Consider the following 24,032-nt stretch of genomic DNA (forward strand, 5'->3'; position numbering starts at 1 on the left):
GCAAACGATCCTGGGAGGATACCATGGCCTATAGGCGTAACTTGGTTCGAATCGGGCAAGGGCTGTCCGTAGCCGGTGCAATTTTGTTGGCGGTCGCACAGGCGGCGTTCGCCCAGGACGCTCCCTTTGGCAACCCGCAAGACACAGATGACGCCAAGGCGCTGTGGGCCGCATTGGAAGAAGCGCGCCTTGTCGGCGATGAGGCCATTCGGGTCGTACCGTTTGAAGGCAACGAGCCGCACGGTGCCGTTCAGGAAGTGCTCGCCACGACTGCGACAGTCGGTGGCCATACGGGCAGACTTCTCCTCAAGCGCAACCACGGAGGCAAGGAAGAGCTGACCGTCCAGGAGGTTTACGACAACCCCACGCAATACCTCGCTGCAATCACCGTGATGTTCAAGAGGGAAGCAGGCTACGATCCGGAGAACAAGGACTGGTTCTGGGCCAAGTATCTGCCTGACGGAGTTCTCGACAAGAATCCAAACGGCGTCGAGCTTGCCGGTCGAGTGGCAAAAGGGATGGATCAAGGCTGTATCGCTTGCCACACGAGCGTCGGTGGTGAGGATCTCGAGACCCTGACATCGCAATAGCTGCTATAAACTCGTCGTCTCAAGAAAGGCGGGGGCACATAGGCGGTCGCGGCTGCTCCTCAACCTGACGGTCGAGACTACGCTGACCTGTGTCAACGAAAGAGCAAATCGAATCCAGCCGGAGTACATGGGAGGTAAGAATGACCTGGCGCGAAGAAGCCATCGCTCAATACAGACATATGATAACGAGACTTTCGCATCGCGTCGAATGGATGCGACCCGGCACATTCAATATCCTCGAGGATGACCACGGCAGGCAGGTTGTCACAAATCATGGTGACATCCTTCAGGGAGAGAAGACGATCGCAAATGTAGACGAGATCATGGCTCGCGCCGAGGCCGAGACGCCAAAGCGGACGCATCCTGACGAGCGTTCTGCCTTGACCAAACACTGAGCAACAGCACAGTCCCCGAAGCGGTACGCGTTAGGATGCGTGATCGAAGTCGCCGACCTTGGCTGGCGTTCGGTAAAGGCGGTCTCAAGCAAACTTGACTGGCTCGCGACCGTCGAAAGCCCCACGATGCGGGATGAGTATTCGGTTCGTCATAATCGCCTGGCTTCTCGCGCTAGGGATGGCCGCGCCGGCCAGCGCCGAACCTGCCTTCTGGCGGGCAGCCGGTTGGAAGAATCCCTTATGGGTCTGGACCCTAACGGTTGCTCCGGTTGACGCCGGCTGACACTGATTGCAAGTCATACCCAAACGGCGGAAAATTTCGGGCCTGACACCGGTCCTTCGACGTGGAGCCCAGATGGGATGATCGCGCCGATCGCGCACTGATGAACGGAGAGCGGACTATGCTGACGATAGCCTACTCCATCATGGTCACTGTGCTGACGATCGCATTGGCAACTGTCACGATCCTACCGGCTTCTGACCTGCAGGAATGGTGGGTCCGAGCAATGGATTTCCCGCGCATCCATTTTCTCATAGCGGCTGCAGTCGTTGCAGTCCTTTGCCTGTTCCTGCCTGGTAGGCTTCAGGCGCCTACATTGGCAGTTGCACTCGCCTGTACGGGTGTCCAAGCGTGGAAGGTCTTTCCCTATACGCCGCTTGCTTCAAAAGAAATCAGACTTGCGCCTGAGGGTGACGATCAGATGCGATTCTTGGCTGCCAATGTCCTGATGGAGAACCGGGAGCATCAAGCCGTCCTCGACTTAATCCGGCGAGAGATGCCTGAAACGATTTTCCTGATGGAGACAGATCAAACCTGGGTTGACGCACTTGAGCCCGTGCTTGACGGTTACAGTACCGTGATCGCGCGGCCGCAAGGCAACCACTACGGGCTAGTCTTCGCCACCAATCTCGAGGTGATCGAGTCGCATTTGCTTGATTTAGGTGACGCCGACAAGCCCACCCTTTTTGCCGAGCTTAAGGACGGTCGAGGTCGAGTATTTCGGTTCCTCGGCCTCCACCCGCCACCCCCATTGCCGGGGCAGGATACCCACGTCCGAGACGCCAAGATCGCTTATACGGCACGTTTCGCCCGGAAAGCCGAGGTTCCTCTATTGATCATGGGCGACTTCAACCAACCAGCATGGTCACACATGGCGCAGCGGTTCAAACGAATAGGCGGCTATCTCGACCCGCGAATTGGACGTGGACCCCTACCAAGCTTTGACGCCACGCAGCCCCTCCTGCGCTTTCCAATCGACCAACTCTATATCACGCCCAACTTAGCTCTCGTCGATTTCGCGCGCGGCAGACGGGTTGGTTCGGACCATTTCCCAATGCTTGCGACCGTCCGCATTGCCCCTGAGCTTGGCAAGCAGTTCAACGCCGCTCCAAATGTTCTGGACCCCGACGAGGAGGCCGGAGTGCAGCAGTTGGTAGACGGGTACGGCGCGACGCTTGAAGTGGATATCCGCAGTCAGTAGCCACCACGGCCCAGGCTCGTAGTGCTTGAACCTAAACGCTTGGGTGGCCTGACCGACGGGAGCTCTGATCCAGTCGGCAAGAAACGGCCACTCGCGCAGAACAGTCACTGCGGCTACCTCTGGCAAACTTTGCGGACAAATAGCGGTCCGCGGCGCCGGCATTTAGGAGATCGGTGAACTCGGCCGATACTAATCCGGACATTGGATAAACAATCTAAACGATAGCTTCACACCGCCATTTCGACGACATGCTATGTTCTGGTCGACAGCAGCATTGGTCGTGGTCCAAGCCCGAAATCGGGAGTCAGCTTTGCGTTGCATTCCGCTTTTCTGTGGAGAGCAAGTTTTCGCCTGTCTCGGATAGATCAGCAGCGTCGGCTTGACGCTCCAGTTCTTCCCTTTCAGAAACAAGTTCACCTTCTCCCGTCGTTGCAATTGCTTCATCCGGCCCTTTGAATGAGGGGCGTTGGGGCTCAAGCTCATTGTCGAGTTCACCGACCAAGGCCTGGCGGACCGGTACACCGTTAGGGAATATGATCTCGCGAGCCGAGTCGGGCATCGAAATGCCAGCATCCTGAAGCGATCGCTTGACCTGGCGCATGAGTGCCGAACGGACCTTGAATATAGAGTATGACCTGCCGTCGAACCAAAACTGCACTCGAATGCCGACTGTCGAAGAACCGAGTTCGTCCACCAGCGCGGCTGGCTCCGGATCATTGAGCACAGCTGGATGCGCACGGAGCGATTTCATAATAACTTCCTGTGCTTCCAGCACTGAATCGTCATACCCGATGCCGACTGTGAACTCTGTCCGCCGATTTGGATTGGTGGAGAAGTTTTTGATGATGCTTTTGAAAATCAACGCATTCGGAATCTGCACGTGATTTCCGTCAAGCGTAAGTAAGACGGTGGTTCGCATGTTGAGGTTTTGGACAATCCCTTGGTGATCGCCAACTTGAATCCAGTCGCCTGCCCGAAAAGGGTTTCGGACGCTGAGAAGGATACTGGCGAGGGAGTTTTCGGCGATCTCTCGAAAGGCTAGGCCTAGCACGATGCCGAGGAGTCCTGTGCCACCCAAGACTGTCAAAGCGAGCCGAGTGAGGCCTGCGACCTGAAGCACAAGATATACGCCGATCAAGACCACGGGGATCGAAAATGAACGCGCCACAATTCCCAGGAGCAGCGGCGACTCAATTCGTCGGCGCAGCCAATAGCGCGCCAGGCCAGCAACTCCGCGCGAAATAATCCACGCGAACAGAAGTATGAGCAATGAGATAACTGAGAGCGGTGCAATCCGCTGAGCGTGATCGACCAACCTCTGTATTTCGCGCCAGGTTGGTGTCAGGTCCCAGCTTATTTGTGGCTTGACTTCAATTCGATTGACGACTGCCACCACATCCTCAGTTCTAAGCGCCAACTGGCGCGCCCACTCCTTTCGCTCTTCGGTTTCGGTTTGACCGTTAAGAAAGACGATCCCCTCGCGAACCGAGACATTCAGGGGGCTAAACCACTCGCTGGCGACCAGAATGCGGCCCAAACGATCGGCGATCTCGAAGTCCCGAGCATCGGGCGCAACAGCGACGTCCTTCTGCGTATCGTCTGCGGCTGAATCCAAGATATTCGGCGACGTCTGCGCTGGGACAGGGCAACTTGAAAGCATGAGAGCAAGCGCACACAGAGTTGTCCGGTTGCTGACAAAACTCAGAAGAGAGCTATCGCGTAGGGCGTCGTTTGGCGTCACCTGTTCGCCTTGCCTTTAGTAAGCACTCCACAAGCTCCTGTTTAAACGCCAGCTCATCATCGAAGCAGCCCATATGCACATGTTGTAATCAGATCCTGAGAGCGGCTGCCATCGCTGGTCGACTCTAAGCGTCGGCGAGCGAGACACAAGACACTCCGCGGCGTTGAACGACATCTGATCAGAGAGTCGCAACTCTGCGCTAAGAGGAGTGACACCGGACCCTCCCCCGCGCATGCCGTTCGCCTATCCGCACCTTTCGGCCGCGGCGCAGCTAAGAAGGTACGGGACCTTCCCCCCTTTAGCCCAGCCGGTTCGGGTGCAGTGACTTTCTAACGCCGTTACACCGCGAGCGGCTGCAGCCATCGTGAGCCACTAGATGTTCAAAATGGGCACGCATACCGCTCGCCGCCTGGCGGTGCGCACGCACGCGTCCGTGACATTCCACGCAGCGCATTATTGAAAGACGATGAAACTGCAGCGCTTCCCCAATCTCGATTTCCTCCCATCGCTTGCCACGCTTGACTTGGCATGTTGTCGCCTTGAGCATCCCGACCCTCCACCCCTGACTGAGTGGGCCAATATGTATGATGAAAGCCTAACGCGCATCCCATCAGACGAGATGGACTTTTGGGGGTCCGGCGCGGGCAACTTGAAATCTTCAGCCACGTCTTGGCTCGGCGTTCAGCGGGCGAGGCGTGCCTCGCCTGCCGCTGCAATCATCGGTCGGACCAGGCAGAAGCCGGCGCCCAACACGCCGGCTTTCGCGCCTGGCTGACCTTGCCGGATCAGTTCGGGTTTTCCACGATGACGGGAGGTTCCTCAAGGAACGTATACGGTCCGTCAGGGCACCTTACGTCGGGGTTGACCGGGCTGAACATACCTTTTGGGTTGTCCTTAAATATCCAGGCATGCAGATCATAATGGTGAAGGCTTGCCGGTAGCAGCGGCTCATGGCCTTCCATCGGTCCATCAAACGGATGCCCAAATAGCGAGGGCTTTTCCTTGATCCCCGTCGCCAGCGGTATCAGCCATTCCACCGCCACCAACTCCAGCTTGTCCCCAGTGGGCTCGTAAACGAGCAGAACGGGTTTCAAAGGGTCGGGTACCGGGCTAATCAGATCCTTGTTGAGGAAATGCACGCCCATGGTGCCGGACTCGTACGTCACGCATCCAAGCGTCGAGTGATAACCGTCTCGAACCGCGACCACCGGGTCCTTGTACTTTTCCATCGCGGCCCGGAGCTCATTGATACCTGCTGGCACCTCGTCGCTGGCACTTGCCTCAGTATGGGATAGCAGCGAAACACCCGCAGTCAGTATTGCAGTCGTTATCACAGTCAAAAGCGAAGTCATGACATTCTCCTATGACTGCCCAAGAGGGGCACGGACCTCAGACTACGTCTGGAACAGGCCTTTCGCCATCCCAATCAGCGATCCCATGTGAATGCACGCTGTAGTCCTCAACCCGGACGTGATCGAAGCGACTGGGCGACGACACGACTGAAGGACAACCATACTATCGATCGAGCGCGGTCATGGTCGAAAACAGTCAGCTGGAACCTCCTCCGCGCCGCATCGGGCCGCCCTTGTCTAAGTTCCGCCAAGACCGCTCGACGTAACGCCGATCATTGAAACACCGATATGGGCCGAAACGGAGATCGGCGGCTCCTAGGCCGGAATCATCAGAAGCGGATCTTCAGACCGACGTGAAGCAGAGCTGACCTTTTGCTAATCGGGACTAGCGACCCGTCGGAAATGACGGTCCGGCCGCAGGATATGCGGCCGGACCGATACCTCGTCATACTTAGAGACTGGTCAACAGCGACCTGCCGCCTTGTCCTCTTCCGAGCACTGGTCGGCTTTTGGCTGCTGTTCCTTTCCGGCTGACGCATCCGGTTCTGCGGGCACCTGGTCGGTCGCCTCACCGGTTTCCGGTGCTTGGTCAGCTGGCTGCTCTGTCGGGGCCGTTGCAGCAGGAGCCTGCCCTGCCGCATCGGGCGCCTCCTCTGCTGGTTTGGCTGCCTCGGCCGGCTCCGTGGTTTCGGCCTCGCTCGGGGTAGGATCCACCGGCTGCGTGCTGTCGCTGCCTTCAGTCGTGTCAGAGGTCTCGCCTTCGGTTGGGGCCTGGTCTGTAGGCTGCGAACCTTCCGTAGCTTCCGCGGGCTGATCCGTTGCACTGCCGGACGACTCCTCCGCCGGCTTGGCCGCGTCAGTAGCGGTGGCCGGATTCTCCTCGGTTGGCTCGGCCTGAGGCTTCTGGCCTGTTTCACCCGATGTGTCGGAAGGAGCGTCGCTCGCTTCGCCCGCCGGAGGTTCGGTAGTCTCTCCGTCCGCCGTAGCTTCAACCTCTTGCTCGGCAGTGGGGGATTTTACCTCAGTCCGCTCTTTGCCCTCAGGCGGAGCCTCGGACGCGGATGGCTCACCAACCTGCCCCTCAACCGCGACTACGGCGCTGCCGTCTGCCGTCTTCGCATCACGGGGGTCGTTGACCACCTTGGCTTCGACCACTTCGACTTCCTCGTCGCTGTTGTCACGCACGAAATTGATGTTGATGACATTGTTGATGACGATGTTGTTCTCGATGGTCACCGGTCCGTAATACTCGGTGTGCTCGTAGACGCTGTTGTCGTTCACAACCACGACGCTGAGATCGCGGGAAGCAAACTTTCGAACCGGCACGAAATGATCAATTTCCGGCAGGAATTGCTCCTGACACTGCGCCGTTTCTCGTTTCGGCATACGAAAAGGGCGGCAAGATTGCCGCCCTTTCCGCTACGCCGTCCCTTCCCTACTGCATATCGAAAATCGCCTCCTAACAGTCTCCAGATTTCTTAAGCTGGCCAGGGGCGGTTGCCTTCGCCTCACCCTGCTGCTGTCCTGGAGCTGCCGCCTTTGCATCTCCCGTCTGGCCGGGAGCGCAATTTTTTGCGGAATTTGGATTGCCCGTGGAACTGGTTGTCGTCTCGTCGTTGTTGGCTGACCACCGTCGGCGGTCTCTTCCGTCGGAGTGCCGTTGTCAGCGCCTGCAGTTTCGTCGGTAGCGGCTCCACCGTCCGTGCCCGCGGTCTCGTCCGTCGGGTTGTCGTTGCCGCCACCCGCCGTATCGTCTGTTCCTCCTGCCGATCCACCAGCTGACATCTCCTGCTGGACGACCTGGGTCAGTTCCTGCGAGCCCGTTACTGCCGTGCAATTCGCATCCCCAGTGTCAAGCTGGGCAGAGAGGACATTGACGTCAACGCCACATACGTTTGCAGCCACCGATATCGGCACCTGCAGGGTTATCGGAATATTGGTATCTTCGATGTTGAGATCGAGGGCAATGTCCTTCAAAACGTCCTGAATGTTAACGTTGACAAGCCCGTCGAGGTCGGGAGCAGTCTGAACCGATGCTAGCCCAGCAGTTAAAGTCAGTGCGGCGCAAGGCCAAATCAGCGACGAAAAAAGGGCGCTGAAGGGAGCAAGAAGGTTCCCCGAAGTACGAAAGTCGAAGCGTCAGATTTTCCGGCGGTCGCTCCGACTTTCGCTCTCTCTCGCGGTGACGATTAGCCTGGCCATGGGCAGCAGTCCGGCCCTAGCCGAGATCCTCGACTTACTATTTCTTACGTTCGGACTTCCATCACAGCAACGTCATCGCCGCACTCATCGGAGTGAGTAGCTGACCTTTGATCAGATCTTCATACGCGTCTGCCACATGAAGCAGGGCTACGAAGATCGCGAGCGGCACATCGTTCGCGAGTTCGGCAACCGTGGCGTTTCTGTCCACTTCTAACTTGACCACGATATTCCCGATCTGGACCCGGTAGAGGTTGCGGCCGCCCCGATGAGGCCAGGCGAGTATTCCATCGCCCAGAAGCATATCGGCGTCTGGAGGACCTTCCTTGCTCAGACAAGTCCTATTGCTTGGTATTCGATCGCTTAGGGCCCGGCATCACGGTAGAACTGATCCGAAAGACTCCGATGACTGAAAAAGGGTATCGGCCGTATCGCTTGCACCAGTGGCTCTCGGAAGACATCGGTGACCCCATGTTGGCCACCCATATGCACTCCATCTTGATGTTTCAGAGGCTTGCCATAGCCAATGGCTACGGGTGGAAGCCCGCTTCCTTCACAAGGTCGACCAGGTGTTGCCGTACGAGCAAGGCGCCCACCACCTCAGCCAAGAGGAAATCGAGGAGGTAAGCCAGGTCGTGCGTCGCTGGGAGGAGGCCGAACAGGCTGTCATCGCCGACATATTCGATTGATTACTCGTGGTCGCGCCTTGGGCATCGAAGTCGCTGCTAGTCCGCCACGCGACGAGCACAATTGCCGCACCCGCGGCTTGCCGTCAGCCATGATCACGTGATGCCGCATGGGGCGATGCAGACGTAATCCCCGGAGCGGGCAATTCTTGTTGATCGAATGCATCGCACTATGTGCGAGCACCCTACCTAAGGCTAGGTTCTGGTCGTGGTGGCCTTGATGGGGAAAGACCGCCAGGGTCGTCGCCCCATGTTCCCTCCCAAGCGGGGTACCAGTAAATCGCTGAGCTGAATTTCTTGATACTCTGACCTAGAATATTACCGGGTGCTGCTGTCTGATCCGCGGAAGCCCTCACTGAAATGGATCAAGGGCTGCACATGGACTGTTCGCCCCACCTCATTGCTGCGGCGGGCCTCTTTCTGACCCACACCATGGGCCAGCCCCTGGCTGAAATTCCGCAGGCAGCCATTCCTTCGGGAAGTGGTGAAGGTCGGCACCGTCCCGCAGCTATTCCCGAAGAGCGAAAGGACGTGCGCGTCGTGGGGACGCGCAATGTTCGTGGTCGACCATGGACTTGGCGATGCGATCGTACGCCACCATGTCAGCGCGGGTGAGGGCCTTGGGCTCCCCTGGAAGGAGGTTCAATTCTCTGGATTCTTATGATTTCCTCGGAGTTCGCAGTAAAAATCGCATATCAGATCGGCAATTTTTTCCGCCTCAAAATCAGTCATATGCGCGGCTGTCTCTTCCGCTACCGTCTCCATATCATCCGCATCGATCGCCAAAAGATCAAGGATTCTTGCAAATTTGATCTTGAGCTCCCTGTCACCTTCAAACTCGTCGATCGTGACCTCAAGGAGGCTCCCCATCGCGGAGATCAGGCGGGTCTGAATGGGATCAGCCGATGTGGCAAGTGCCCGAATCGCTGTGAAGAATTGTTCGCGTATGCTGATATATTTTTCGTCCATGTGGGTACTTTCTTCGCTGCCATGCACTTCTCGGACGTGAGGCGTGAGGCGACATAACGAGTTCAAGAATTACAGACGGTAAGCCCGGTAAGTCGGCGAATGCTATTTCTTGGTTTAGACCATGGAGTCAAAGGCCACCACTCGTTTATTGCGAACGGGCTCAGATGCATGACCTCCAATATTGCGTGGGGCGCCGCAAATTCCCTGCTTGGAGAGACACGAACGGAGCCTCTCAGCAGGTCCGGGTCATAGTCTAGAAAAGCGGAACAGTCAGCCGAGGTCCGACGTTCACTGCTCTGCAGTAGACGGGGGTGCCCATGCGCGGTGCGCCCAAACCTATCGGAAGGAGCGACCATGTTCGCGAACATTGCCCTGAGTAGGATCAACATCGGCGTGGGCCCCTGCTTGGCATCCTTTGTCAGCCTAGGGTTAATTCTGATGCCTGAGGTGGCTACGGCCCAGGAACCGTGCGGTGGACTCCAGGGCCTCCAGTGTCCTAGCAGCGCCTATTGCAAGTATGAACCCGATGCGCAGTGCGGCGCCGCGGATCAGACTGGCGTATGCCAACCCCGACCTGAGGTCTGTACCGACCAGTATGATCCTGTGTGTGGATGCGACGGGCAAACCTATTCAAACGCCTGCTATGCAGCCCGGGAGGGCGTCTCTGTGGCATCGACCGGCGAGTGCGCACCCGCGCAACCTCCTGTCGAGAAACCCAAGAAAGACAAGAAAGAGAAGAAGCAAAAGGGGAAGCCTGCCAAGGAAGATCCTGCTTGATGTCGTGGCGGTGGACCATCCTCTCAACTGCAATAGCGCTGTTCTTTGCACCAATCCAAGCAGGTTCGCAGGAGTGGCAACGGTTCGGTGTTCGCGCTTTGGGATTCACCTTCGAGGTGCCGCCTGGTTTCATATTGAAAGAGACAACAGACAACGGAACGAGGGCCACATTCGAGGCAGCAAACGAGGCGCTCCTGACTGTGTGGGGAGGAGTTTATGATGGTCTCCCTTTCGAGGCGATGGTCCGGGATAGACTAGAAGCCGACAAGCGCGCCGGCTGGGACGTAACCTACCGGCGGATCACATCCACTTGGGCAAGTTATTCGGGAATCAAAGGCGGCAGGATTGCGTACGTACGGGCAATTAAGCTCTGCGACGATCAGTTTGCGATCTTCAAATTGTCGTACGCCACGGAAGAAAAGCTTCCATACGATCCGATCGTTGTGAGAATGGTGAAGTCACTGACTGCGGATCGCTGCTGACCAAGTTATCCAGTTTAGAGCCGCTTCGATCGTCGACAAATCAGACGTTATCCCTTCCGAAAGTCCTTCAGCGTCGCGTGCCGTAGTTTGTCTTCTCCTTTGAGATGGCGAACCCGCCCCACAAGTCCGGGGGTCAACCACTCGGCAGCATTTTTCTTTACGCCTTTCGGAGCCGGCCCCGACCCTTCCTTGACCCGCTTCCAGAGTTGCTCACGCATCTTGCTATTCAGAGCAACAATGGCGCTGCCGACGTAGGTCGGGTTACCGTCCAGCGTCGTCATTATGGCCAGCGGAGCGCTGCCGCGCTGCCGCAGGACACCAGCAATCTCATAGTCGGTCTCAGTGTAACATTTGACCTTGAACCAGTTCCGGCTCCGCCCGCTTCGGTACTGACTGTCCGGCCGCTTCGACACCATTCCTTCAAGATGCAAACTGTCGATTGCACGATAGAAGGCCGCGCCCCCACCCGATACGTGGTGACTGAACTGGATATACCCGTTGGCCGGCTCAACAAGTCTCGCCAAGCTTTCCCGTCGCTCGATCAGCGGCCTATATCGCAGATCGGCACCATCGAGGTGTAGGAGATCAAACGCGACAAATGCAAGGCTTTCCGGCCGGGCCTTGATCGCAGATCTCAGTCCATGAAAGTCAGATGCTCCGGCATGGTTCGGAAGGATTACCTCGCCGTCGATGATTGCGGAGACGCAGCGCAGCATGGCGGCCTGCCTGACGATATAGGGATACTTAAGGCTCCAGTCGTATCCATTGCGGGTGAAAGCCCTGGCTGTTCCGTTCTCGACAATGATCTGGGTTCGGTATCCGTCATACTTGACCTCGTGAATCCAGTCGCCCGCCTCGGGTGGTTCATCCACCAGCGTCGGCATCATCGGGGCGATGAAGTTAAGCATTCTCACGCACGTCACTCGTATGAATGCGAGTCAATCCTTGCCAATTTGATTCGTTCCGGACAATTGGAGACTAGGTTTGCACTCAATCCCGTTCCCTGTCCGTTTCCGTGGACACAGCGGCTTCCCACGCCTGTTCAGCCCTTCATGACCAATGGTTTGATGCAACGCGAAGAGACCGAAGCACGGGACCTGCGCTGGCCTCAGAGGCGCATAGCGGTATGACCGGTTCAGCGACCCAACACGGTTGGTCTTTCAAAACAAGCTTCTCAGTTAGCTGCCGTGACCGTGTTCCGTGGAGTGAAAGCTGCTCCCCTCGAGTTGAGTACAACGAGCCCCATGAATGGTAGCCAGCTCCGAAGTTTGTGCGCGCGCAAGAAACCAAACACCGGGAGGCGCGTTGCTGTTGCAGAATCATTCCTCGTTTTCTCGGCATTCTCCCATGGGCACCTCTCTCCACAACGGATTTGAGAACACGCCTGGCCAGTCGTTTGCCTCTTTTAGACACCGTACAATAGTTCAATGCGATGACCGGCGGACTCGCTTATCGGACCACAAGCAGTCCCGCATCCCCCCCTATGACAAAGTTCCAATCAGAAATAGCGCTAGGAACCCGGTCTCATGCCACTGATTTTCGAACGGATCCACACCGAAGGTATCGCCGAGCTTTCCTATTTGTTGGGGGACGATGGAGAAGGAGTCGCAGCGGTATTCGATCCGACGCCCGACGTCGAAAAGTATGTCGAACTTGCCCGATCCAAGAACCTGTCAATCACCCACATTTTCGAGACGCATATCCACGCTGACTTGGTGAGTGGCGCGCGAGAACTGTGCGATCGCCTGGGCTCAGCGAAGATTTATGCGAGCCATGAGGGTGGCGCGCGTTACGGATTTGAACCTGAAAAGCTAAAGGACGGTGATCAGTTCACCATCGGAAAAACTGTGCTCGCCGTAAAACATACGCCGGGTCATACGCCAGAGCATGTGTCCTACCTGATTGCTGAGAAGAAGCACGCTGACACCCCTTGGGGCGTAATTACGGGGGATTCGCTGTTTGTGAATTCGGCGGGTCGCCCGGATCTGCTTGGCTCCAGCGAAACCAAAAAGTTGGCGGCGCAACAGTTTCACACGCTCCGAGACTTCTATCTGAACCTGCCGGATAGCGTCATCATTTATCCTGCCCACGGTCACGGGTCACCATGTGGCGCAGACATCGGGGATCGCCTCGAAAGTACGATCGGCTACGAGCGACGGTTCAATCCATTTCTGCAATTTCAGGATGTTGAGTCGTTCACTGACTATGCCCTGGGGACGGCTCCGCCTGTGCCCAAGTACTATCCATTGATGAAGAAGCTGAACGCTAAGGGACCGAAAATCCTTGGTAACCTACCGCGTGTGCGAGGTCTCCCACCCAAAATATTCAAACAGGCTATCGAGGAGAAGGGTGCGGCTCTCATCGACACACGCAACATGCTCGCCTTTGGCGGAGGGCACATTGCCGGTGCGCTAAATATCGGTGGAACACCGATGCTCTCAATTTGGGCGGGTTGGCTGCTCGAACCAAACAAGCCAATTCTTCTGGTGCTGGATAGCGACGACGAAATCGAGAAAGTCGTGAGGCTTTTCCTGCGCACTGGCTATACAAAGTTCGCTGGATATCTGGTGGGTGGCATGAAAGCTTGGGACAACGCCGGATTCGAATTAACAGACATTGATCAAAAAACTGTCCACGAGGTTCACGAGGCCAATAGTACGCTTCAGGTTATCGATGTACGTGCTCCGAGTGAATGGAAGTCCGGGCATGTGCCTGGAGCGATTCACATGTTCTTGCCAGAACTGCGAGAAAAGGCCGACCAAATAGATCGTCAGAGCCCGGTCGCGGCATACTGCGACAGCGGATATCGAGCCAGCATCGCCAGCAGCATTCTGAAGCAGGAGGGGTTTACGGATGTCAGCAACGTTCCGGGGAGTTGGCAGGCCTGGAAGAAGGCTGGACTGCCGATCGATGGGAGGATCGAATGAGTGCCCGCCTTTCCGGCATTCTTGTCATCACTGCTGGAGTGCTTTTAACAGAACCTGCGATCGCGATTGAACCATCCCTCGATGCTCTCAATTACCCGGGGGCGGCATGGTCTCCATATTTGGTCGGTGCGGGAATCGGTATCCTTTCCTGGATGACATTTTACGTCTCAGACAAGCCGATCGGAGCTTCATCCTTTTACGCTACGGTAGCAGGTTTCATCGGCAAAGCCGTCGCTAAGAAACGAACTGAGCGCCTTGAATATTTCAAGTCCAACCCACCGACGATCAATTGGGAATTTGCATTCGTCTTGGCGGCAGTCGTCGGAGCAGCGGTCGCCGCTACGACCGGCGGGACGCTTGCAAATGAATGGGTGCCCGCCATGTGGGCTGCCAGATTCGGGGACGATCTACTTTTGCGAGCGGCGTTTGCTTTCGGAGGAGGCGTCTTGATGGCATTTGGGGCGCGAATGGCAGGTGGGTGCACGAGTGGGCACGGTATTAGCGGGACACTTCAGCTAAACGTAGCGTCCTGGGTAGCCGTGATCTGCTTCTTCATCGGCGGCGCAGCCGTTGCCAATCTGATGTTCAGGATCTGACTATGCTGGACGCAGGCAAACTCGTGAAGAAATCGAAGATCTCGGAGCAAGCTTCCGTTGCCCCTTCCACGCGCTTGCTTGCAGGAGCCGCGTTTGGTCTTGTCTTCGGCTTTCTCCTGCAGAAGGGGGGCGTCGGCACCTACCACATTCTGATTGGACAGCTCCTCTTCCAGGATTGGACTGTGGTCAAAATCATGCTGACGGCGATTGTCGTGGGTATGGTGGGGATCTTTCCGCTCCACTATTTTGCGAAAGTCAATCTCCATACCAAGCCGACGAAACTTGCCTCTAACATCGCAGGTGGGCTGCTCTTTGGGGCCGGCTTTGCGCTAATCGGCTATTGTCCTGGTACCGCCGCGGCGGCACTCGGGCAAGGTAGTTGGGACGCTTCATTCGGCATGGCGGGCCTGATAGCCGGTTCATGGATTTATGCCGAGATGTCCGGAACACTTGCAAGAACGATCGACAAATTGGGAGACTTTGGGAAATTGACCTTCTACGGCCTCGCATCGTCGAAGGGCCCGATCGTTATTTTGGTGGCGATTCTTCTGACAGGCTTTCTGGTGGTTCTCGAACGCCTCAGTCCTTCGGCGCAATCCCCTGCAGAGATTCTAGGCAGTTGGTCGTACCCTTGGGTGTGATACCTCCCTTGCGGATGTTGATGACAAGCCCTCAGCCTAGGCATTCCTGAGCAACAGGACTTTTGCACCTTTCTCCCAGTTGAACCCACCAGTCGACCCATCGACAATCGTCCGCTTCCGCCTATCGGGCGACGCTGATCCCTCGGCAACTGCGCTAAGCCCAACAAAGAAAAGCGGGCCTTGGCCCGCTCTTCCTCTTGTTCGCCTATCCGGGCAGGTAGCCTATCTCACGGGGGGGACCTGCAGAGAAGATGCACGCTGGCGCTCGTCAAGCCAAGGCTCGCCGTTCTCATCGAAACGATTCCACCCCGAACTCCTATATTCCTCGCGCCGACTGCCTAGGTCCAGGGAGCCGGACTGGTTCAGTATGGCTGCGGCCGCGTCCACCTGAGCGTCTTCCACACGGGCGGTCACCAGGGTGTTGCCCCTCCTAATGCCCTCTGCGTAGACGTGGGCATCGTCCTCGTCGATGCCTGCATCAGCCAAGGCTCCAATCAAGCCCCCTGCTGCTGCACCGGTAAGTGCTGCTGCAAGCCATCCTGCACCGACTACGGGACCTATGCCAGGGATAGCGAACGCTGCCAGAGCGCCAAGCACACCGCCTACCGTTGCGCCTACGGCTGCGCCTTCGAGTCCGTCGTCATCATCATCTTCGTGGCCGGGCCGGACCAGACTGATGTTCTCGCTGCCTATCCCTGCTTCGCCCAGTGCATCCACGGCTGCTTCAGCTTGTTCCCGAGTATCAAACAGACCTGATATTGTACGCATGCTTCTGACTCCTTGCTGCGAGACATGAATGCCAGACAGACCCCCATTGTTCCCCCAGGATGTGCCAAACTTTGTGCAGAGCGTTTGTTTGAAGCGCATCTTGTTCCATCGGGCGGGCCCCTTGGCATCGGGGCGCTGTTCCGTTGTTCTCGATCGCATTTGCCCGGGCTCGGCAAAAAGCGTTGAGGGCTTTCCTGGCAAGAGCGAAACATTGGCAATGATTGCGCCTCTGACCACCTTGCCGTTGGACCGAAATTAAACACCTGGGTTGAGGCATAGAGACGAGCAACCGTTTCGTCCCGAGACAGTTATCCACTCAGACAATCCTAGGACGGAGCGAGCAAGAGCAGGCTTCAAGTCATAGGCGAGTGGTGCTGCAAGGTTGTTCCATTGGTCCCTCGACTACCGGAACAGGCGTGTTCAGCATGGCGCGATCACTTTATACCAGGGATAGAATGTCCCTGCTACGTCGCAGGTCTGCGCGAACAGATACAAGGTTAGGTGTTCGAATGTCTCTCTCGGCAGCACAATGTAGAGCCGCCCGTGCGCTGGTCGGCTGGTCCCAGGATCGACTGGCCGCAAAGTCCAACGTAGCCAAGGCAACAATCGCGAACTTCGAACTCGGCAACCGGTCGCCTTTGGGGTCAACACTCCTGCGTCTGCAGGAGGCACTGACGGTCGCGGGCGTCGAGTTCATTCCTGAGAATGGCGGCGGCGCTGGTGTGAGGTTGCGGAGGTCGACTGATGAGCCCGCGCGGCCGACCGAAGGCGAGGCTGGAATCATCAAGAATAGTGATATGTAGCCATGACGGATTCGGATTGGCTGACGTCGAACGCTTCTTCTTTGGCCGGTGCTAATCTTAGGCCCAGCGGGCGCCGTAGCGCTCTACGTGCTCGCTTAAACGCGCGAACCCGAGCTCTGTCGGTCACGTGACTGTTCATCACGAAGCGCCTGCCTCAACTCGTCGAAGCCCGTGACGCCGCTGCTGAACAGGATAAAGATGCGAGCGGACAGAGTTGCTTTCGCATCGTCGTCACCTTCAATTCGATATTCAAGGCAATAGTCGTCGAGTACCCGACGCAACATTGCCAATTCGACTGGATTTGCAGTGCCTGCAGAACGCATCGCCCTTCCCCCATGTAAGGCGAAAGCGTGATGTACTCTTCCAAGCGCTCGAATGCCTTGAAAGATCGAACGACGGGGCACCCTACAATTTCTCAGGACCGTTGCCAGTAACGTTGACGTGTCGCAACCGGCAAAGTTGCGATCGGCCTGACCTGATGTCCTAGGATGCGGGCGCCCTGGTTCTCGGCCAATACAGCAGGCTTATTCTTCCCGCCGCACTTCGAGCATCCCAGTCTGGTGACCAGATCCCCGGCCATCGCAGGCGCACGCGGGCCGAACCATACAACCAGCTTCTGAAGATCGACCTTCTCTTTGTGATGCAGTCTAAGGTAGTGATCGTCATGTCATCGGAGATCAGCTCGGCAAGGGTCCAGACCATGCCGGCAACATAGGTCGATTTCGCTGGATGTGCAGGTGGCCCGTCGCTCTTGGATTTGGGGATTCTCTAAGCGACGGGCCTGCAGCGGTGAGAAAGAGGGCCGCCAATCCAAAATCTGCTCTCGCGCCGTGAATAATCAATTAAAGGCGTGCGACGGGCACCCGGCAAGGAGAAATCTATTGCTCAAACCCATGCACCGATCGGTCGGCGCGAGTGATAGCTTATTCAGGGTCGAGGTCGACGTAGAGCGCCAGGACCCGGCTAGGGCAAGATTCAGGAGCGCCTTTGCCATGTCGTGCTCCGACCGGCCACATTGCTCAGCTGCGGTCGCCAGAGCGTCAAATCCGGGCTCAAGCTCGCACTCGATGTCGGTCGCTTCGCTTGGTTCCCGCATGTGTACCTTCGCTTTTACGGATGGCCTCTGTTCACTCCAGCCAATGACGCAGAGGGAACCAGGGAACTAGATGGCACCACCTCGAATTCAATGAAATGACGCCGCAAGCTAGTTCACGTGGATTGAGGAGTTCGATTATGGCGCGCCGGAAATTGCGCTCACACTGCCTCAAGTATCGCGACCGGTTGAGGCAAATGGAACTTGACGCAGACCTAGGCTTTTCGCAGGCGTTGCAGGCGACGATGACCGCCCTGAATTCTGTACCCACTGCGGCTGGAATCGCGGATCCCGATACGCGTCGTGAGGCCATCGTGCCAGACTTTCGCGAACGCTGCCCAATCAGCCGTGTCGGGAACCCGGTCCATCGGGAGCTGTGACAGCGCGTCGGCGATCTCGGCAAGCGTGATGCCGGCCCGCTGCGCCACCTAATGCCCGTCATCCCGGTGCAACAGCTCGCGCCGGGGGGTTCGATGATTAACGCTGTTGCGCTCGGCGGCGATTGATCCCTTGCGCTCATAGAAATGTAGGGTCGAAATAGGCACGCCGCTGCGCTGATTGATCTGCCAATCGTGAAATATGTCTCCGGAAATGCGCGTCTTTCAAGTGTTTCTTGACCTCAACTATGGTTTAGGTCGTATCAAGATCTGTCAATTTACCGAAGCGACTAACCAGGGCACCAATGTCGCCTTGATGAGAGTGGGAAAAGATATGGCGGTGAAAACGGGACTTCTCATTCTACTCGGATTGCTGTGGAGCGTGCGACTCTCGGCCATCAAGGCGGCCGGCTTGGCTGGTATCCCGGTTCACGTGGTCGTCGCCGTCGCGGCATTCGGCATCGCGGCATTCTTTACAATGCGCGCGATGTGGACGCGGGATTGGCCACCGGTCAATCGCGAAGTCATCGTCTTCTACGTGCTCAGCGGAACGCTCGGCTTTCTCGCGCCCTTCGTGCTCGAGAGCGCGGTCGCGCCGAACCTGCCGGTCTTCTTGTTCGTGGTCATCATCGCAACCATGCCCCTCGTCACGCTGGCCCTGTCGGTCCTAGTTAGCAGCGAGCGGATGCGAACTGGGCCCATATTGGCGGTATCCTTGGGATTCGCAGGCGCATTTGCGATCCTATGGGATACGGCGCGCGCTGATCCTTCAGGGCAATCGAGCGCATGTTGGGTTGCTGCCGCATTCGGAGTGCCGCTTCTCTATGCTCTCAACACAGTTTTCATCGCCACACGCTGGCCGTCTAGTGCAGGACCCTTTCACGTCGCCCATGCCCAAGCTCTGATCGTGGCAGTTGCTGCCCTCCTCGGTAGTTTAGGCGCGGGGGTGATTGTGGACTGGCGGCTTGCTGGGCTTGACTTGCCCGCAATGGGATTAATCGTTTTCGGTGAAGGGCTGGCCCTGCTCGTCTATCTGCGGATCGCGCGTGACTATGGCGCGACCTACGTCTCCTTCGCGAACTACGTCTCGATAATCTTTGCCGGCTTTCTTGGGGCGGTCTGGTTCGGCGATCAACTGACATGGCTCTCCGTTGGTGCGTCTGTTGTCATCGTCGCGTCCGTCACCCTCTATCAGCGATACGGGCGGAAACCGGAGCCAGGCGATAAGGTGGCCGCGCTGGCGGAAGGCAAGCAAGGATAAAGCACGACCGATTGGCCGCGTTCAAGGAGGAAGGAGTAGATATGCTTTCAGGAAAGGTTGCACTTGTTACTGGGACCTCTGCGCCGAATGGCATCGGTCGCGCGATCGCCCTGAAGCTCGCTAGGAACGGCGCACATGTCGTCGTCACGGATATTGACGGCACGATCCCGGTAGAGGGCGGCACCCGCGCGACGTCGGAATTGCTGGAGGAGCTTGTCTCCGAGATTGGAACTCTTGGCGCTCAAGCCATCGCGGTGAAACTGGATGTGACGCGCCAAGCCGATATCGAGACTGCAGTTACGCAGACAATCAAAGCCTTCGGACGGCTCGACATCCTCGTGAACAATGCCGGTTCGCTGGTCGGAGCTGATAATTTTCTGGCGACGACACCTGAACAATGGGAGACTAGTTTCCGCGTTAACGTCTTGGGGCCAATGATGATGGCGCAGGCCGTCATCCCTCAAATGAAGCGGAACGGAGGCGGGCGCATTGTCAACATCGGATCGACAGGAAGCCTTGGTGCGGAGCCAGGCTTCGGGGCCTATACCGCAATGAAGCACGCCCTAGTTGGCCTGTCCAAGACAATAGCGGCGGAGTTTGGCTCTGCCGGTATTCTCTGCAATACGGTCTGTCCGGGTTTCATCGCGACGGACATGCATCAATCCGCCAACGAGCGGCTCGCCGCAGAAAGCGGATTGGCTTTGGACGACATGAAGGCGCGTCGCTACGCCAACGTCGCGCTGCGCGAGGCGGGCCTTCCGAGCGACGTCGCCGATGCGGTCGCCTACCTAGCGGGTCCTGAAGCAAGGTACGTTACCGGAATCAACCTGCCTGTTGCAGGTGGCGTGCCTATCGGCATCTGATGACTGAAACGCCCATTCGATCCGGCGCCGCGAAGGTCCACTTCGTCCGCGAAGCCGACAGGCAAACTTTGGCTGAAAGGGGGCCGGCAGCAGACAGTCTGCTTCGAGTTCTCGCTCTTCACAATGCAGTCGTTCTGCCCCTGCCCATGGCAGCCGCATTCATTCTTGCCGTCGTTCCGCGCAACCGTACTCAAGCCTTCGATGCTTGGAGCAATTCATTGCGTCGACTACAGACGTGCGATCGGGAATGTTGTCGACAAAAAGCGGGCACTGCGGTCCACCAACAGCGATTGCCTAGGAAGGCATCGCCTTCGTCGAGACGACGCGGCGCCCGAAGCGATTTCATTCGCCTGAATTGATGCTGTATGCACCGATACGCCCATCACTAGTCAGAATATGTCGCGTCTCAGTCTGCGATCTAGTCCCGGTGACGCTAACAACTGCACGGAATGTTCCGATTTCCGAGTCCTCATCGGGGTGTAGAACGATCACGCGACCCTCGGCTCCCACTGCGTTAAGTTCGTCGACCGAAACTGTGGCGGCAATCTCCTGATTGCGGGCATCGAAACCTATTGTCACCCATTGGAGGAACAACGTGTGGTTCACATTCTCTGTCCCTTCCTCAACGACGATTGCGCGCAGGAAGCCTTCGCGATCGCCTTCCGACCAGTATCCACCGTCAACGACGGCGGCCTCATGATCAGTTCAAGGAACGATACGCGGTCTTCGAATTGTCCACCATCATGGTCAGCCCCCGCTTGCTGAGGCACTGTTTCCATGATCAACTCATGGTGCTTGGGGAAGCATCATGAGAATGAAATCAGACGGCGCAAAACGCTTCGCACGGCCGGTCATCATACGGGCGGGTGGAAGCGACCGCATTGTCATTGATGTCAGCGCGGCGGCCAAGATACTCCTGAAGGAGTTCCCCCGCGAAACTGCAAAGCGCAAGCAAGCAATGATTGCCTGCTTGGGAGCAATCCGAGGCGACGCCCATACTCCCTTCGCAAGGCGGGCTTTCGTAGCAGCCGCGCTCGAGGTCGGAATCTTGGCTGGCGACTAACGATCTTGCTTCAAGTGCTTCGACGCGAGTCAGTACGGCCTTCAGATTATCACAAGTGTTCCACTGCGACTTTCGCCCCCCGCACGTCCAAAATCGCCGCTTGCGCCTCGCGCTTGGGGCGATGGCCATCCTTGTGCGCGCTCGACTTCGTGCGAAGGTCTCGACTGCATGATCGCTATCGCTGTGCAAATGGGAAAGCCGGAAGCACCTCACGGTCGCTCCCGGCTCTCAACCAGTGTCCCTGCTTGTCGCGCCAAGGACTACTAACTTCTTCAACTCGCAAACGCTAAACGAGCTCCATAAGCAACTAGCCAACACAGCGGTGAGATGGCAGCCGCCACAGTATCGGTTGACCTTTCGGGTCGACAGCATCCGCGCTGGGTTCAGAAAGGGCCCCGCGGGATGCGGAGTTCCCGTTAGGCCGCCTTCTTCCGGGCGGGCCTCGCTTTCGGCTGGGTCGTTTTCGCCTTGGGCTGAGGCTTTCGTCCCAAACCCAAGTTCTTGGCCAACTGCGACCTTTCCTCAGAGTAGTTGGGTGCCACCATCGGGTAGTCGGATGGCAGATTCCACTTTTCCCGATACTCGGCCGGCGTCATCCCGTACTTGGTCTGAAGGTGCCGCTTGAGCGACTTGAACTTCTTACCGTCTTCCAACGAAATGACGAAATCCGGTGTGACCGATTTCTTGATCGGCACCGCCGGCTTCTGAGGCTCTGCACTCGATGCGGTTGCTTCGTTTCTTGCAAGTGCCACCAGCGAAGTGTGCACCGAAGCAATCAAGTCGGTGAGTTCCGCACTTGGAAGTGGATTGTTTGATACGTATGCCATCACCACCTCTGCAGTGAGCGACAATAGTGCATCGTCCCGTTTCTCGAATTCCATCTTCTAATATCCTGTTCTTGCCCCCGCGATGCGACATAAGCAATCGTGAGCGATAATCAAGATACTAAGCGGGCCCCTCCCTGCAGGATTAGCGCATTCGTATGGCAAAGCGTCCAGCAATTGTTCGTCGTCCTCGGGTCGCCAGGAAAGGAACTAACGGTTTCACATGCATGCCAGACCACGTGGCGGAGACAGGAGAAAGTGGGCGTGTCGTTCGTCGGCACGGCACCAAAGCCACGCTTCCGTTATTGATCTGTCACCCGATAGCCGTTCAAGTATCTAGCCGCGCAGGTTGTACACACGGTCGAGGTACGTTTGAAATTATCGTGATGATAGTAACGACGTAGAGTGAAAGAGACTACTGTGATCAACTCACTCAGATTATGTTGCTGGTGTCGTTTCAATCAGGTGCGGCATGAAAGCTCAGATGCGTCTGTACTTTTCACATCCCCGGCCAAAGGCCTATTACCTCCATCCAACACGGTAACTCGCCTAGCGCTCCTAGTTCCTTGAACCGAGGATGACGGAGCGGAGCATCAGCGGTTTCGTGGTTCCAAACGAGAGGATAGGGAACGAGAGCAGCAAAGCTGCCTGCCGCAAGCGCTGGTAGGATATCGGAGCGGATCGAATTTCCTGCCATTACAGAATACTCTGGACGAGCGCCGTACCGCCTGAATATTTGCCGATATGTATCCGGAGACTTCTCGCTGACAATCTCTACACCGGAGAAGAACTGACCCAAGCCAGATCCAGCTAGCTTGGCCTCCTGATGGATCAGATCCCCTTTTGTAATCAAAACCAGGATGTTCCCTGCTGAGAGAATACGCAGCGCTTCCAACACTCCAGGCAGCGGCTCTACTGGTTGGAGGAGCAATTCACGCCCGGCTTCAAGAAGTTCCCGAACGACGTCGGTCGAGACTTGAGAATGGCTAATATCAAGCGCAGTCTCGATCAGCGAAAGTGTGAAACCCTTTGCGCCATACCCATAGACGGAAATGTTGGCCCGCTCAATCTCAGATAGGCGCCGCTCAAGTACATCTGAATCGGCGAATTCGGCCAATAATTCTACAAAACGCCGCTGTGTTAAGCGAAAAAGATGCTCATTGTGCCAAAGAGTATCATCAGCATCAATTCCGACGAAGGCCACCCGCGTAGCAGTCAGGCTACGGCCATATTAGAAGCTTGCTTCTGGGGCGAGCAATCGAGGGGCTATTCTGCTTTCTGGACGTCATGACTATGCGGAAGCTTTGAGCGAGAATGATAGTGGCACCCATTGTTTGTTCGGCCACCCGTACAAGCCGCCGGGAAGAGGTACCAAGCCCGCAAACATTCGCCATGGAATCTCTGGGTGTTCGTGGAACCACTCTAGACGGAGGCCTGCCTGGGTAATGCTAGTTAGTATGCTGGAAAGCGAGTGCATCCACTCGTGCGTAACTGCATTCTGCAGTCGGGCGTCCGGGTTGGCGTAGTCTGTGGGATCAAACTCCACATGGGGGCCTGTCGCGAAATAAGGAAGATGAAGCGCAGGTAGGCGTCTGCCGTTTGGCTCTACATCTTCTAAGACCATCGCAGCGGGATGGGCGTCAGCAAGGTAAAGGTAGCCTCCTGGCTTAAGGAAATGCGTGACGACATCGGCCCATTTTTGGACATCTGGTAACCAGCATAGGCTTCCCCAAGTTACAAATACGATGTCAAAAAGAGCCCGCCCCTCCAAGGCAGAAGGTGCTTCGTACACATTGGCCTCAACGAAATGAGCCCGGGTCGACAGGTTTAGGTCCAGAGCTAACTTCCGTGCCGCTTGCACTGCCGCAGGCGAAAAATCCAAACCTACAACCTCAGCTCCCTGCTGCGCCAAGGCGAGGGTGTCCCTTCCGAAGTGGCACTGCAAATGGAGGATCCGTTTGCCTTGAACGTTCCCAAGCTCTCTCGCCTCAATCGGATGTAGCTTGCCACTCCCCTCCCGAAGCTCTTGAAGAGAGTAGCTGGGTGCCTCGAGGTGATACTCGACGCGCTCGTCCCAGTTGGCCCGGTTTGCAGTGAGCCAATCCAGTCCTTCATTTGTCGCGATGATGCTCATGCCCTCCCCG

26 protein-coding genes are annotated in these 24,032 nt (G+C 57.0%); 13 read left to right on the forward strand and 13 right to left on the reverse strand.

The window, feature by feature from the left end; all coding sequences use genetic code 11:
* Window positions 1-23: 23 nt before the first annotated feature.
* The 3 genes from ACT2BZ_RS03455 to ACT2BZ_RS03465 all read left to right on the forward strand — a co-directional run bounded on the left by ACT2BZ_RS03455 (window position 24) and on the right by ACT2BZ_RS03465 (window position 2,466).
* Window positions 24-590: a hypothetical protein gene (locus ACT2BZ_RS03455; protein WP_457939304.1), complete on the forward strand. Its 567-nt coding sequence runs from the start codon at window positions 24-26 to the stop codon at window positions 588-590.
* A 140-nt stretch (window positions 591-730) separates the two neighbouring features.
* Window positions 731-985, forward strand: coding sequence for a hypothetical protein (locus ACT2BZ_RS03460; protein WP_457939305.1), 255 nt, complete (start codon window positions 731-733; stop codon window positions 983-985).
* Between the two features lie 401 nt (window positions 986-1,386).
* Window positions 1,387-2,466, forward strand: coding sequence for an endonuclease/exonuclease/phosphatase family protein (locus ACT2BZ_RS03465; protein WP_457939307.1), 1,080 nt, complete (start codon window positions 1,387-1,389; stop codon window positions 2,464-2,466).
* 304 nt (window positions 2,467-2,770) lie between these two features.
* Here ACT2BZ_RS03465 and ACT2BZ_RS03470 read toward each other — a convergent pair whose 3' ends face one another.
* From ACT2BZ_RS03470 to ACT2BZ_RS03485, 4 genes are all read right to left on the reverse strand, one after another.
* Window positions 2,771-4,081 (reverse strand): mechanosensitive ion channel domain-containing protein, encoded by a 1,311-nt coding sequence (locus ACT2BZ_RS03470; protein ID WP_457939308.1) that lies wholly within the window; start codon window positions 4,079-4,081, stop codon window positions 2,771-2,773.
* Window positions 4,082-4,992: 911 nt separating this feature from the next.
* Window positions 4,993-5,559 carry a hypothetical protein gene (locus ACT2BZ_RS03475; RefSeq protein ID WP_457939310.1) on the reverse strand — a complete coding sequence of 189 codons (567 nt, stop codon included), beginning with the start codon at window positions 5,557-5,559 and terminating at the stop codon, window positions 4,993-4,995.
* Between the two features lie 462 nt (window positions 5,560-6,021).
* Window positions 6,022-6,945, reverse strand: a complete 924-nt coding sequence (locus ACT2BZ_RS03480; protein WP_457939312.1) for a hypothetical protein — start codon at window positions 6,943-6,945, stop codon at window positions 6,022-6,024.
* Between the two features lie 877 nt (window positions 6,946-7,822).
* Window positions 7,823-8,062 (reverse strand): hypothetical protein, encoded by a 240-nt coding sequence (locus tag ACT2BZ_RS03485; protein ID WP_457939313.1) that lies wholly within the window; start codon window positions 8,060-8,062, stop codon window positions 7,823-7,825.
* A 232-nt stretch (window positions 8,063-8,294) separates the two neighbouring features.
* Here ACT2BZ_RS03485 and ACT2BZ_RS03490 point away from each other — a divergent pair, with 232 nt between their 5' ends.
* Window positions 8,295-8,447 carry a hypothetical protein gene (locus ACT2BZ_RS03490; RefSeq protein ID WP_457941458.1) on the forward strand — a complete coding sequence of 51 codons (153 nt, stop codon included), beginning with the start codon at window positions 8,295-8,297 and terminating at the stop codon, window positions 8,445-8,447.
* 639 nt (window positions 8,448-9,086) lie between these two features.
* Here ACT2BZ_RS03490 and ACT2BZ_RS03495 read toward each other — a convergent pair.
* A complete protein-coding gene (locus ACT2BZ_RS03495) occupies window positions 9,087-9,413 on the reverse strand; it encodes a hypothetical protein (protein ID WP_457939314.1) in 327 nt (108 codons plus the stop codon).
* A gap of 438 nt (window positions 9,414-9,851) precedes the next feature.
* Between ACT2BZ_RS03495 and ACT2BZ_RS03500 the strand changes: the two genes are divergently transcribed.
* Together ACT2BZ_RS03500 and ACT2BZ_RS03505 are read left to right on the forward strand one after the other, a co-directional pair.
* Window positions 9,852-10,190, forward strand: a complete 339-nt coding sequence (locus ACT2BZ_RS03500; protein WP_457941208.1) for a Kazal-type serine protease inhibitor family protein — start codon at window positions 9,852-9,854, stop codon at window positions 10,188-10,190.
* Window positions 10,190-10,672 carry a hypothetical protein gene (locus ACT2BZ_RS03505; RefSeq protein ID WP_457939316.1) on the forward strand — a complete coding sequence of 161 codons (483 nt, stop codon included), beginning with the start codon at window positions 10,190-10,192 and terminating at the stop codon, window positions 10,670-10,672. Before ACT2BZ_RS03500 ends, ACT2BZ_RS03505 begins: the two co-directional genes overlap by 1 nt.
* 47 nt (window positions 10,673-10,719) lie before the next feature.
* Here the strand turns inward: ACT2BZ_RS03505 and ACT2BZ_RS03510 are convergent, their stop codons facing one another.
* Window positions 10,720-11,580 carry an ATP-dependent DNA ligase gene (locus tag ACT2BZ_RS03510; RefSeq protein ID WP_457939318.1) on the reverse strand — a complete coding sequence of 287 codons (861 nt, stop codon included), beginning with the start codon at window positions 11,578-11,580 and terminating at the stop codon, window positions 10,720-10,722.
* A 618-nt stretch (window positions 11,581-12,198) separates the two neighbouring features.
* Here ACT2BZ_RS03510 and ACT2BZ_RS03515 point away from each other — a divergent pair.
* Genes ACT2BZ_RS03515 through ACT2BZ_RS03525 form a run of 3 tightly spaced genes read left to right on the forward strand, consistent with a single transcriptional unit; the run spans window position 12,199 to window position 14,836 of the window.
* The gene (locus tag ACT2BZ_RS03515; RefSeq protein WP_457939320.1) at window positions 12,199-13,599 is read left to right on the forward strand and encodes an MBL fold metallo-hydrolase; all 1,401 of its coding nucleotides are present in this window, start codon (window positions 12,199-12,201) and stop codon (window positions 13,597-13,599) included.
* Window positions 13,596-14,195 carry a YeeE/YedE thiosulfate transporter family protein gene (locus tag ACT2BZ_RS03520; RefSeq protein ID WP_457939322.1) on the forward strand — a complete coding sequence of 200 codons (600 nt, stop codon included), beginning with the start codon at window positions 13,596-13,598 and terminating at the stop codon, window positions 14,193-14,195. Before ACT2BZ_RS03515 ends, ACT2BZ_RS03520 begins: the two co-directional genes overlap by 4 nt.
* Window positions 14,196-14,197: 2 nt before the next feature.
* The gene (locus ACT2BZ_RS03525; RefSeq protein ID WP_457939324.1) at window positions 14,198-14,836 is read left to right on the forward strand and encodes a YeeE/YedE thiosulfate transporter family protein; all 639 of its coding nucleotides are present in this window, start codon (window positions 14,198-14,200) and stop codon (window positions 14,834-14,836) included.
* A gap of 222 nt (window positions 14,837-15,058) precedes the next feature.
* On the opposite strand, the gene ACT2BZ_RS03530 is transcribed toward ACT2BZ_RS03525, so the two are convergent.
* Complete coding sequence (locus ACT2BZ_RS03530; RefSeq protein ID WP_457939325.1) at window positions 15,059-15,604, reverse strand: hypothetical protein; 546 nt, start codon at window positions 15,602-15,604, stop codon at window positions 15,059-15,061.
* 509 nt (window positions 15,605-16,113) lie between these two features.
* On the opposite strand from ACT2BZ_RS03530, the gene ACT2BZ_RS03535 reads away from it, so the two are divergent.
* Window positions 16,114-16,407 (forward strand): helix-turn-helix domain-containing protein, encoded by a 294-nt coding sequence (locus ACT2BZ_RS03535; protein WP_457939326.1) that lies wholly within the window; start codon window positions 16,114-16,116, stop codon window positions 16,405-16,407.
* Between the two features lie 95 nt (window positions 16,408-16,502).
* On the opposite strand, the gene ACT2BZ_RS03540 is transcribed toward ACT2BZ_RS03535, so the two are convergent.
* The 3 genes from ACT2BZ_RS03540 to ACT2BZ_RS03550 all read right to left on the reverse strand — a co-directional run bounded on the left by ACT2BZ_RS03540 (window position 16,503) and on the right by ACT2BZ_RS03550 (window position 18,045).
* A complete protein-coding gene (locus tag ACT2BZ_RS03540) occupies window positions 16,503-16,730 on the reverse strand; it encodes a hypothetical protein (protein ID WP_457939327.1) in 228 nt (75 codons plus the stop codon).
* A 985-nt stretch (window positions 16,731-17,715) separates the two neighbouring features.
* A complete protein-coding gene (locus ACT2BZ_RS03545) occupies window positions 17,716-17,928 on the reverse strand; it encodes a MerR family DNA-binding protein (RefSeq protein ID WP_457939329.1) in 213 nt (70 codons plus the stop codon).
* The gene (locus ACT2BZ_RS03550) at window positions 17,929-18,045 is read right to left on the reverse strand and encodes a hypothetical protein (protein WP_457939330.1); all 117 of its coding nucleotides are present in this window, start codon (window positions 18,043-18,045) and stop codon (window positions 17,929-17,931) included.
* A 61-nt stretch (window positions 18,046-18,106) separates the two neighbouring features.
* Here ACT2BZ_RS03550 and ACT2BZ_RS03555 point away from each other — a divergent pair, with 61 nt between their 5' ends.
* The 3 genes from ACT2BZ_RS03555 (at window position 18,107) to ACT2BZ_RS03565 (ending at window position 21,064) form a co-directional block, all read left to right on the forward strand.
* Entirely contained in the window at window positions 18,107-19,138 is a 1,032-nt protein-coding gene (locus tag ACT2BZ_RS03555; RefSeq protein WP_457939332.1) for a DMT family transporter, read from the forward strand.
* 11 nt (window positions 19,139-19,149) lie between these two features.
* A complete protein-coding gene (locus ACT2BZ_RS03560) occupies window positions 19,150-20,001 on the forward strand; it encodes an SDR family NAD(P)-dependent oxidoreductase (protein ID WP_457939333.1) in 852 nt (283 codons plus the stop codon).
* A gap of 808 nt (window positions 20,002-20,809) precedes the next feature.
* A complete protein-coding gene (locus ACT2BZ_RS03565; RefSeq protein WP_457939335.1) occupies window positions 20,810-21,064 on the forward strand; it encodes a DUF982 domain-containing protein in 255 nt (84 codons plus the stop codon).
* A gap of 416 nt (window positions 21,065-21,480) precedes the next feature.
* Here the strand turns inward: ACT2BZ_RS03565 and ACT2BZ_RS03570 are convergent, their stop codons facing one another.
* The 3 genes from ACT2BZ_RS03570 to ACT2BZ_RS03580 form a co-directional block, all read right to left on the reverse strand.
* Window positions 21,481-21,945, reverse strand: a complete 465-nt coding sequence (locus ACT2BZ_RS03570; RefSeq protein WP_457939337.1) for a MucR family transcriptional regulator — start codon at window positions 21,943-21,945, stop codon at window positions 21,481-21,483.
* Between the two features lie 442 nt (window positions 21,946-22,387).
* On the reverse strand, window positions 22,388-23,092 hold the full coding sequence (locus ACT2BZ_RS03575) for an HAD family hydrolase (RefSeq protein ID WP_457939339.1): 705 nt from the start codon (window positions 23,090-23,092) through the stop codon (window positions 22,388-22,390).
* A gap of 87 nt (window positions 23,093-23,179) precedes the next feature.
* The gene (locus tag ACT2BZ_RS03580; protein WP_457939341.1) at window positions 23,180-24,022 is read right to left on the reverse strand and encodes a class I SAM-dependent methyltransferase; all 843 of its coding nucleotides are present in this window, start codon (window positions 24,020-24,022) and stop codon (window positions 23,180-23,182) included.
* Window positions 24,023-24,032 lie beyond the last annotated feature (10 nt).

The sequence above is a fragment of the Mesorhizobium sp. 10J20-29 genome, assembly GCF_054130485.1.

Bases quoted from the DNA above. Each gene is read 5' to 3' on its own strand.
- ACT2BZ_RS03460 (WP_457939305.1), top strand. From the start codon at position 731: ATGACCTGGCGCGAAGAAGCCATCGCTCAATACAGACATATGATAACG.
- ACT2BZ_RS03570 (WP_457939337.1), bottom strand. From the start codon at position 21,945: ATGGAATTCGAGAAACGGGACGATGCACTATTGTCGCTCACTGCAGAG.
- ACT2BZ_RS03530 (WP_457939325.1), bottom strand. From the start codon at position 15,604: ATGCGTACAATATCAGGTCTGTTTGATACTCGGGAACAAGCTGAAGCA.
- ACT2BZ_RS03475 (WP_457939310.1), bottom strand. From the start codon at position 5,559: ATGACTTCGCTTTTGACTGTGATAACGACTGCAATACTGACTGCGGGT.
- ACT2BZ_RS03520 (WP_457939322.1), top strand. From the start codon at position 13,596: ATGAGTGCCCGCCTTTCCGGCATTCTTGTCATCACTGCTGGAGTGCTT.
- ACT2BZ_RS03540 (WP_457939327.1), bottom strand. From the start codon at position 16,730: ATGCGTTCTGCAGGCACTGCAAATCCAGTCGAATTGGCAATGTTGCGT.
- ACT2BZ_RS03480 (WP_457939312.1), bottom strand. From the start codon at position 6,945: ATGCCGAAACGAGAAACGGCGCAGTGTCAGGAGCAATTCCTGCCGGAA.
- ACT2BZ_RS03485 (WP_457939313.1), bottom strand. From the start codon at position 8,062: ATGCTTCTGGGCGATGGAATACTCGCCTGGCCTCATCGGGGCGGCCGC.
- ACT2BZ_RS03580 (WP_457939341.1), bottom strand. From the start codon at position 24,022: ATGAGCATCATCGCGACAAATGAAGGACTGGATTGGCTCACTGCAAAC.
- ACT2BZ_RS03500 (WP_457941208.1), top strand. From the start codon at position 9,852: ATGCCTGAGGTGGCTACGGCCCAGGAACCGTGCGGTGGACTCCAGGGC.
- ACT2BZ_RS03455 (WP_457939304.1), top strand. From the start codon at position 24: ATGGCCTATAGGCGTAACTTGGTTCGAATCGGGCAAGGGCTGTCCGTA.
- ACT2BZ_RS03465 (WP_457939307.1), top strand. From the start codon at position 1,387: ATGCTGACGATAGCCTACTCCATCATGGTCACTGTGCTGACGATCGCA.
- ACT2BZ_RS03510 (WP_457939318.1), bottom strand. From the start codon at position 11,580: ATGCTTAACTTCATCGCCCCGATGATGCCGACGCTGGTGGATGAACCA.
- ACT2BZ_RS03505 (WP_457939316.1), top strand. From the start codon at position 10,190: ATGTCGTGGCGGTGGACCATCCTCTCAACTGCAATAGCGCTGTTCTTT.
- ACT2BZ_RS03565 (WP_457939335.1), top strand. From the start codon at position 20,810: ATGAGAATGAAATCAGACGGCGCAAAACGCTTCGCACGGCCGGTCATC.
- ACT2BZ_RS03535 (WP_457939326.1), top strand. From the start codon at position 16,114: ATGTCTCTCTCGGCAGCACAATGTAGAGCCGCCCGTGCGCTGGTCGGC.
- ACT2BZ_RS03495 (WP_457939314.1), bottom strand. From the start codon at position 9,413: ATGGACGAAAAATATATCAGCATACGCGAACAATTCTTCACAGCGATT.
- ACT2BZ_RS03525 (WP_457939324.1), top strand. From the start codon at position 14,198: ATGCTGGACGCAGGCAAACTCGTGAAGAAATCGAAGATCTCGGAGCAA.
- ACT2BZ_RS03515 (WP_457939320.1), top strand. From the start codon at position 12,199: ATGCCACTGATTTTCGAACGGATCCACACCGAAGGTATCGCCGAGCTT.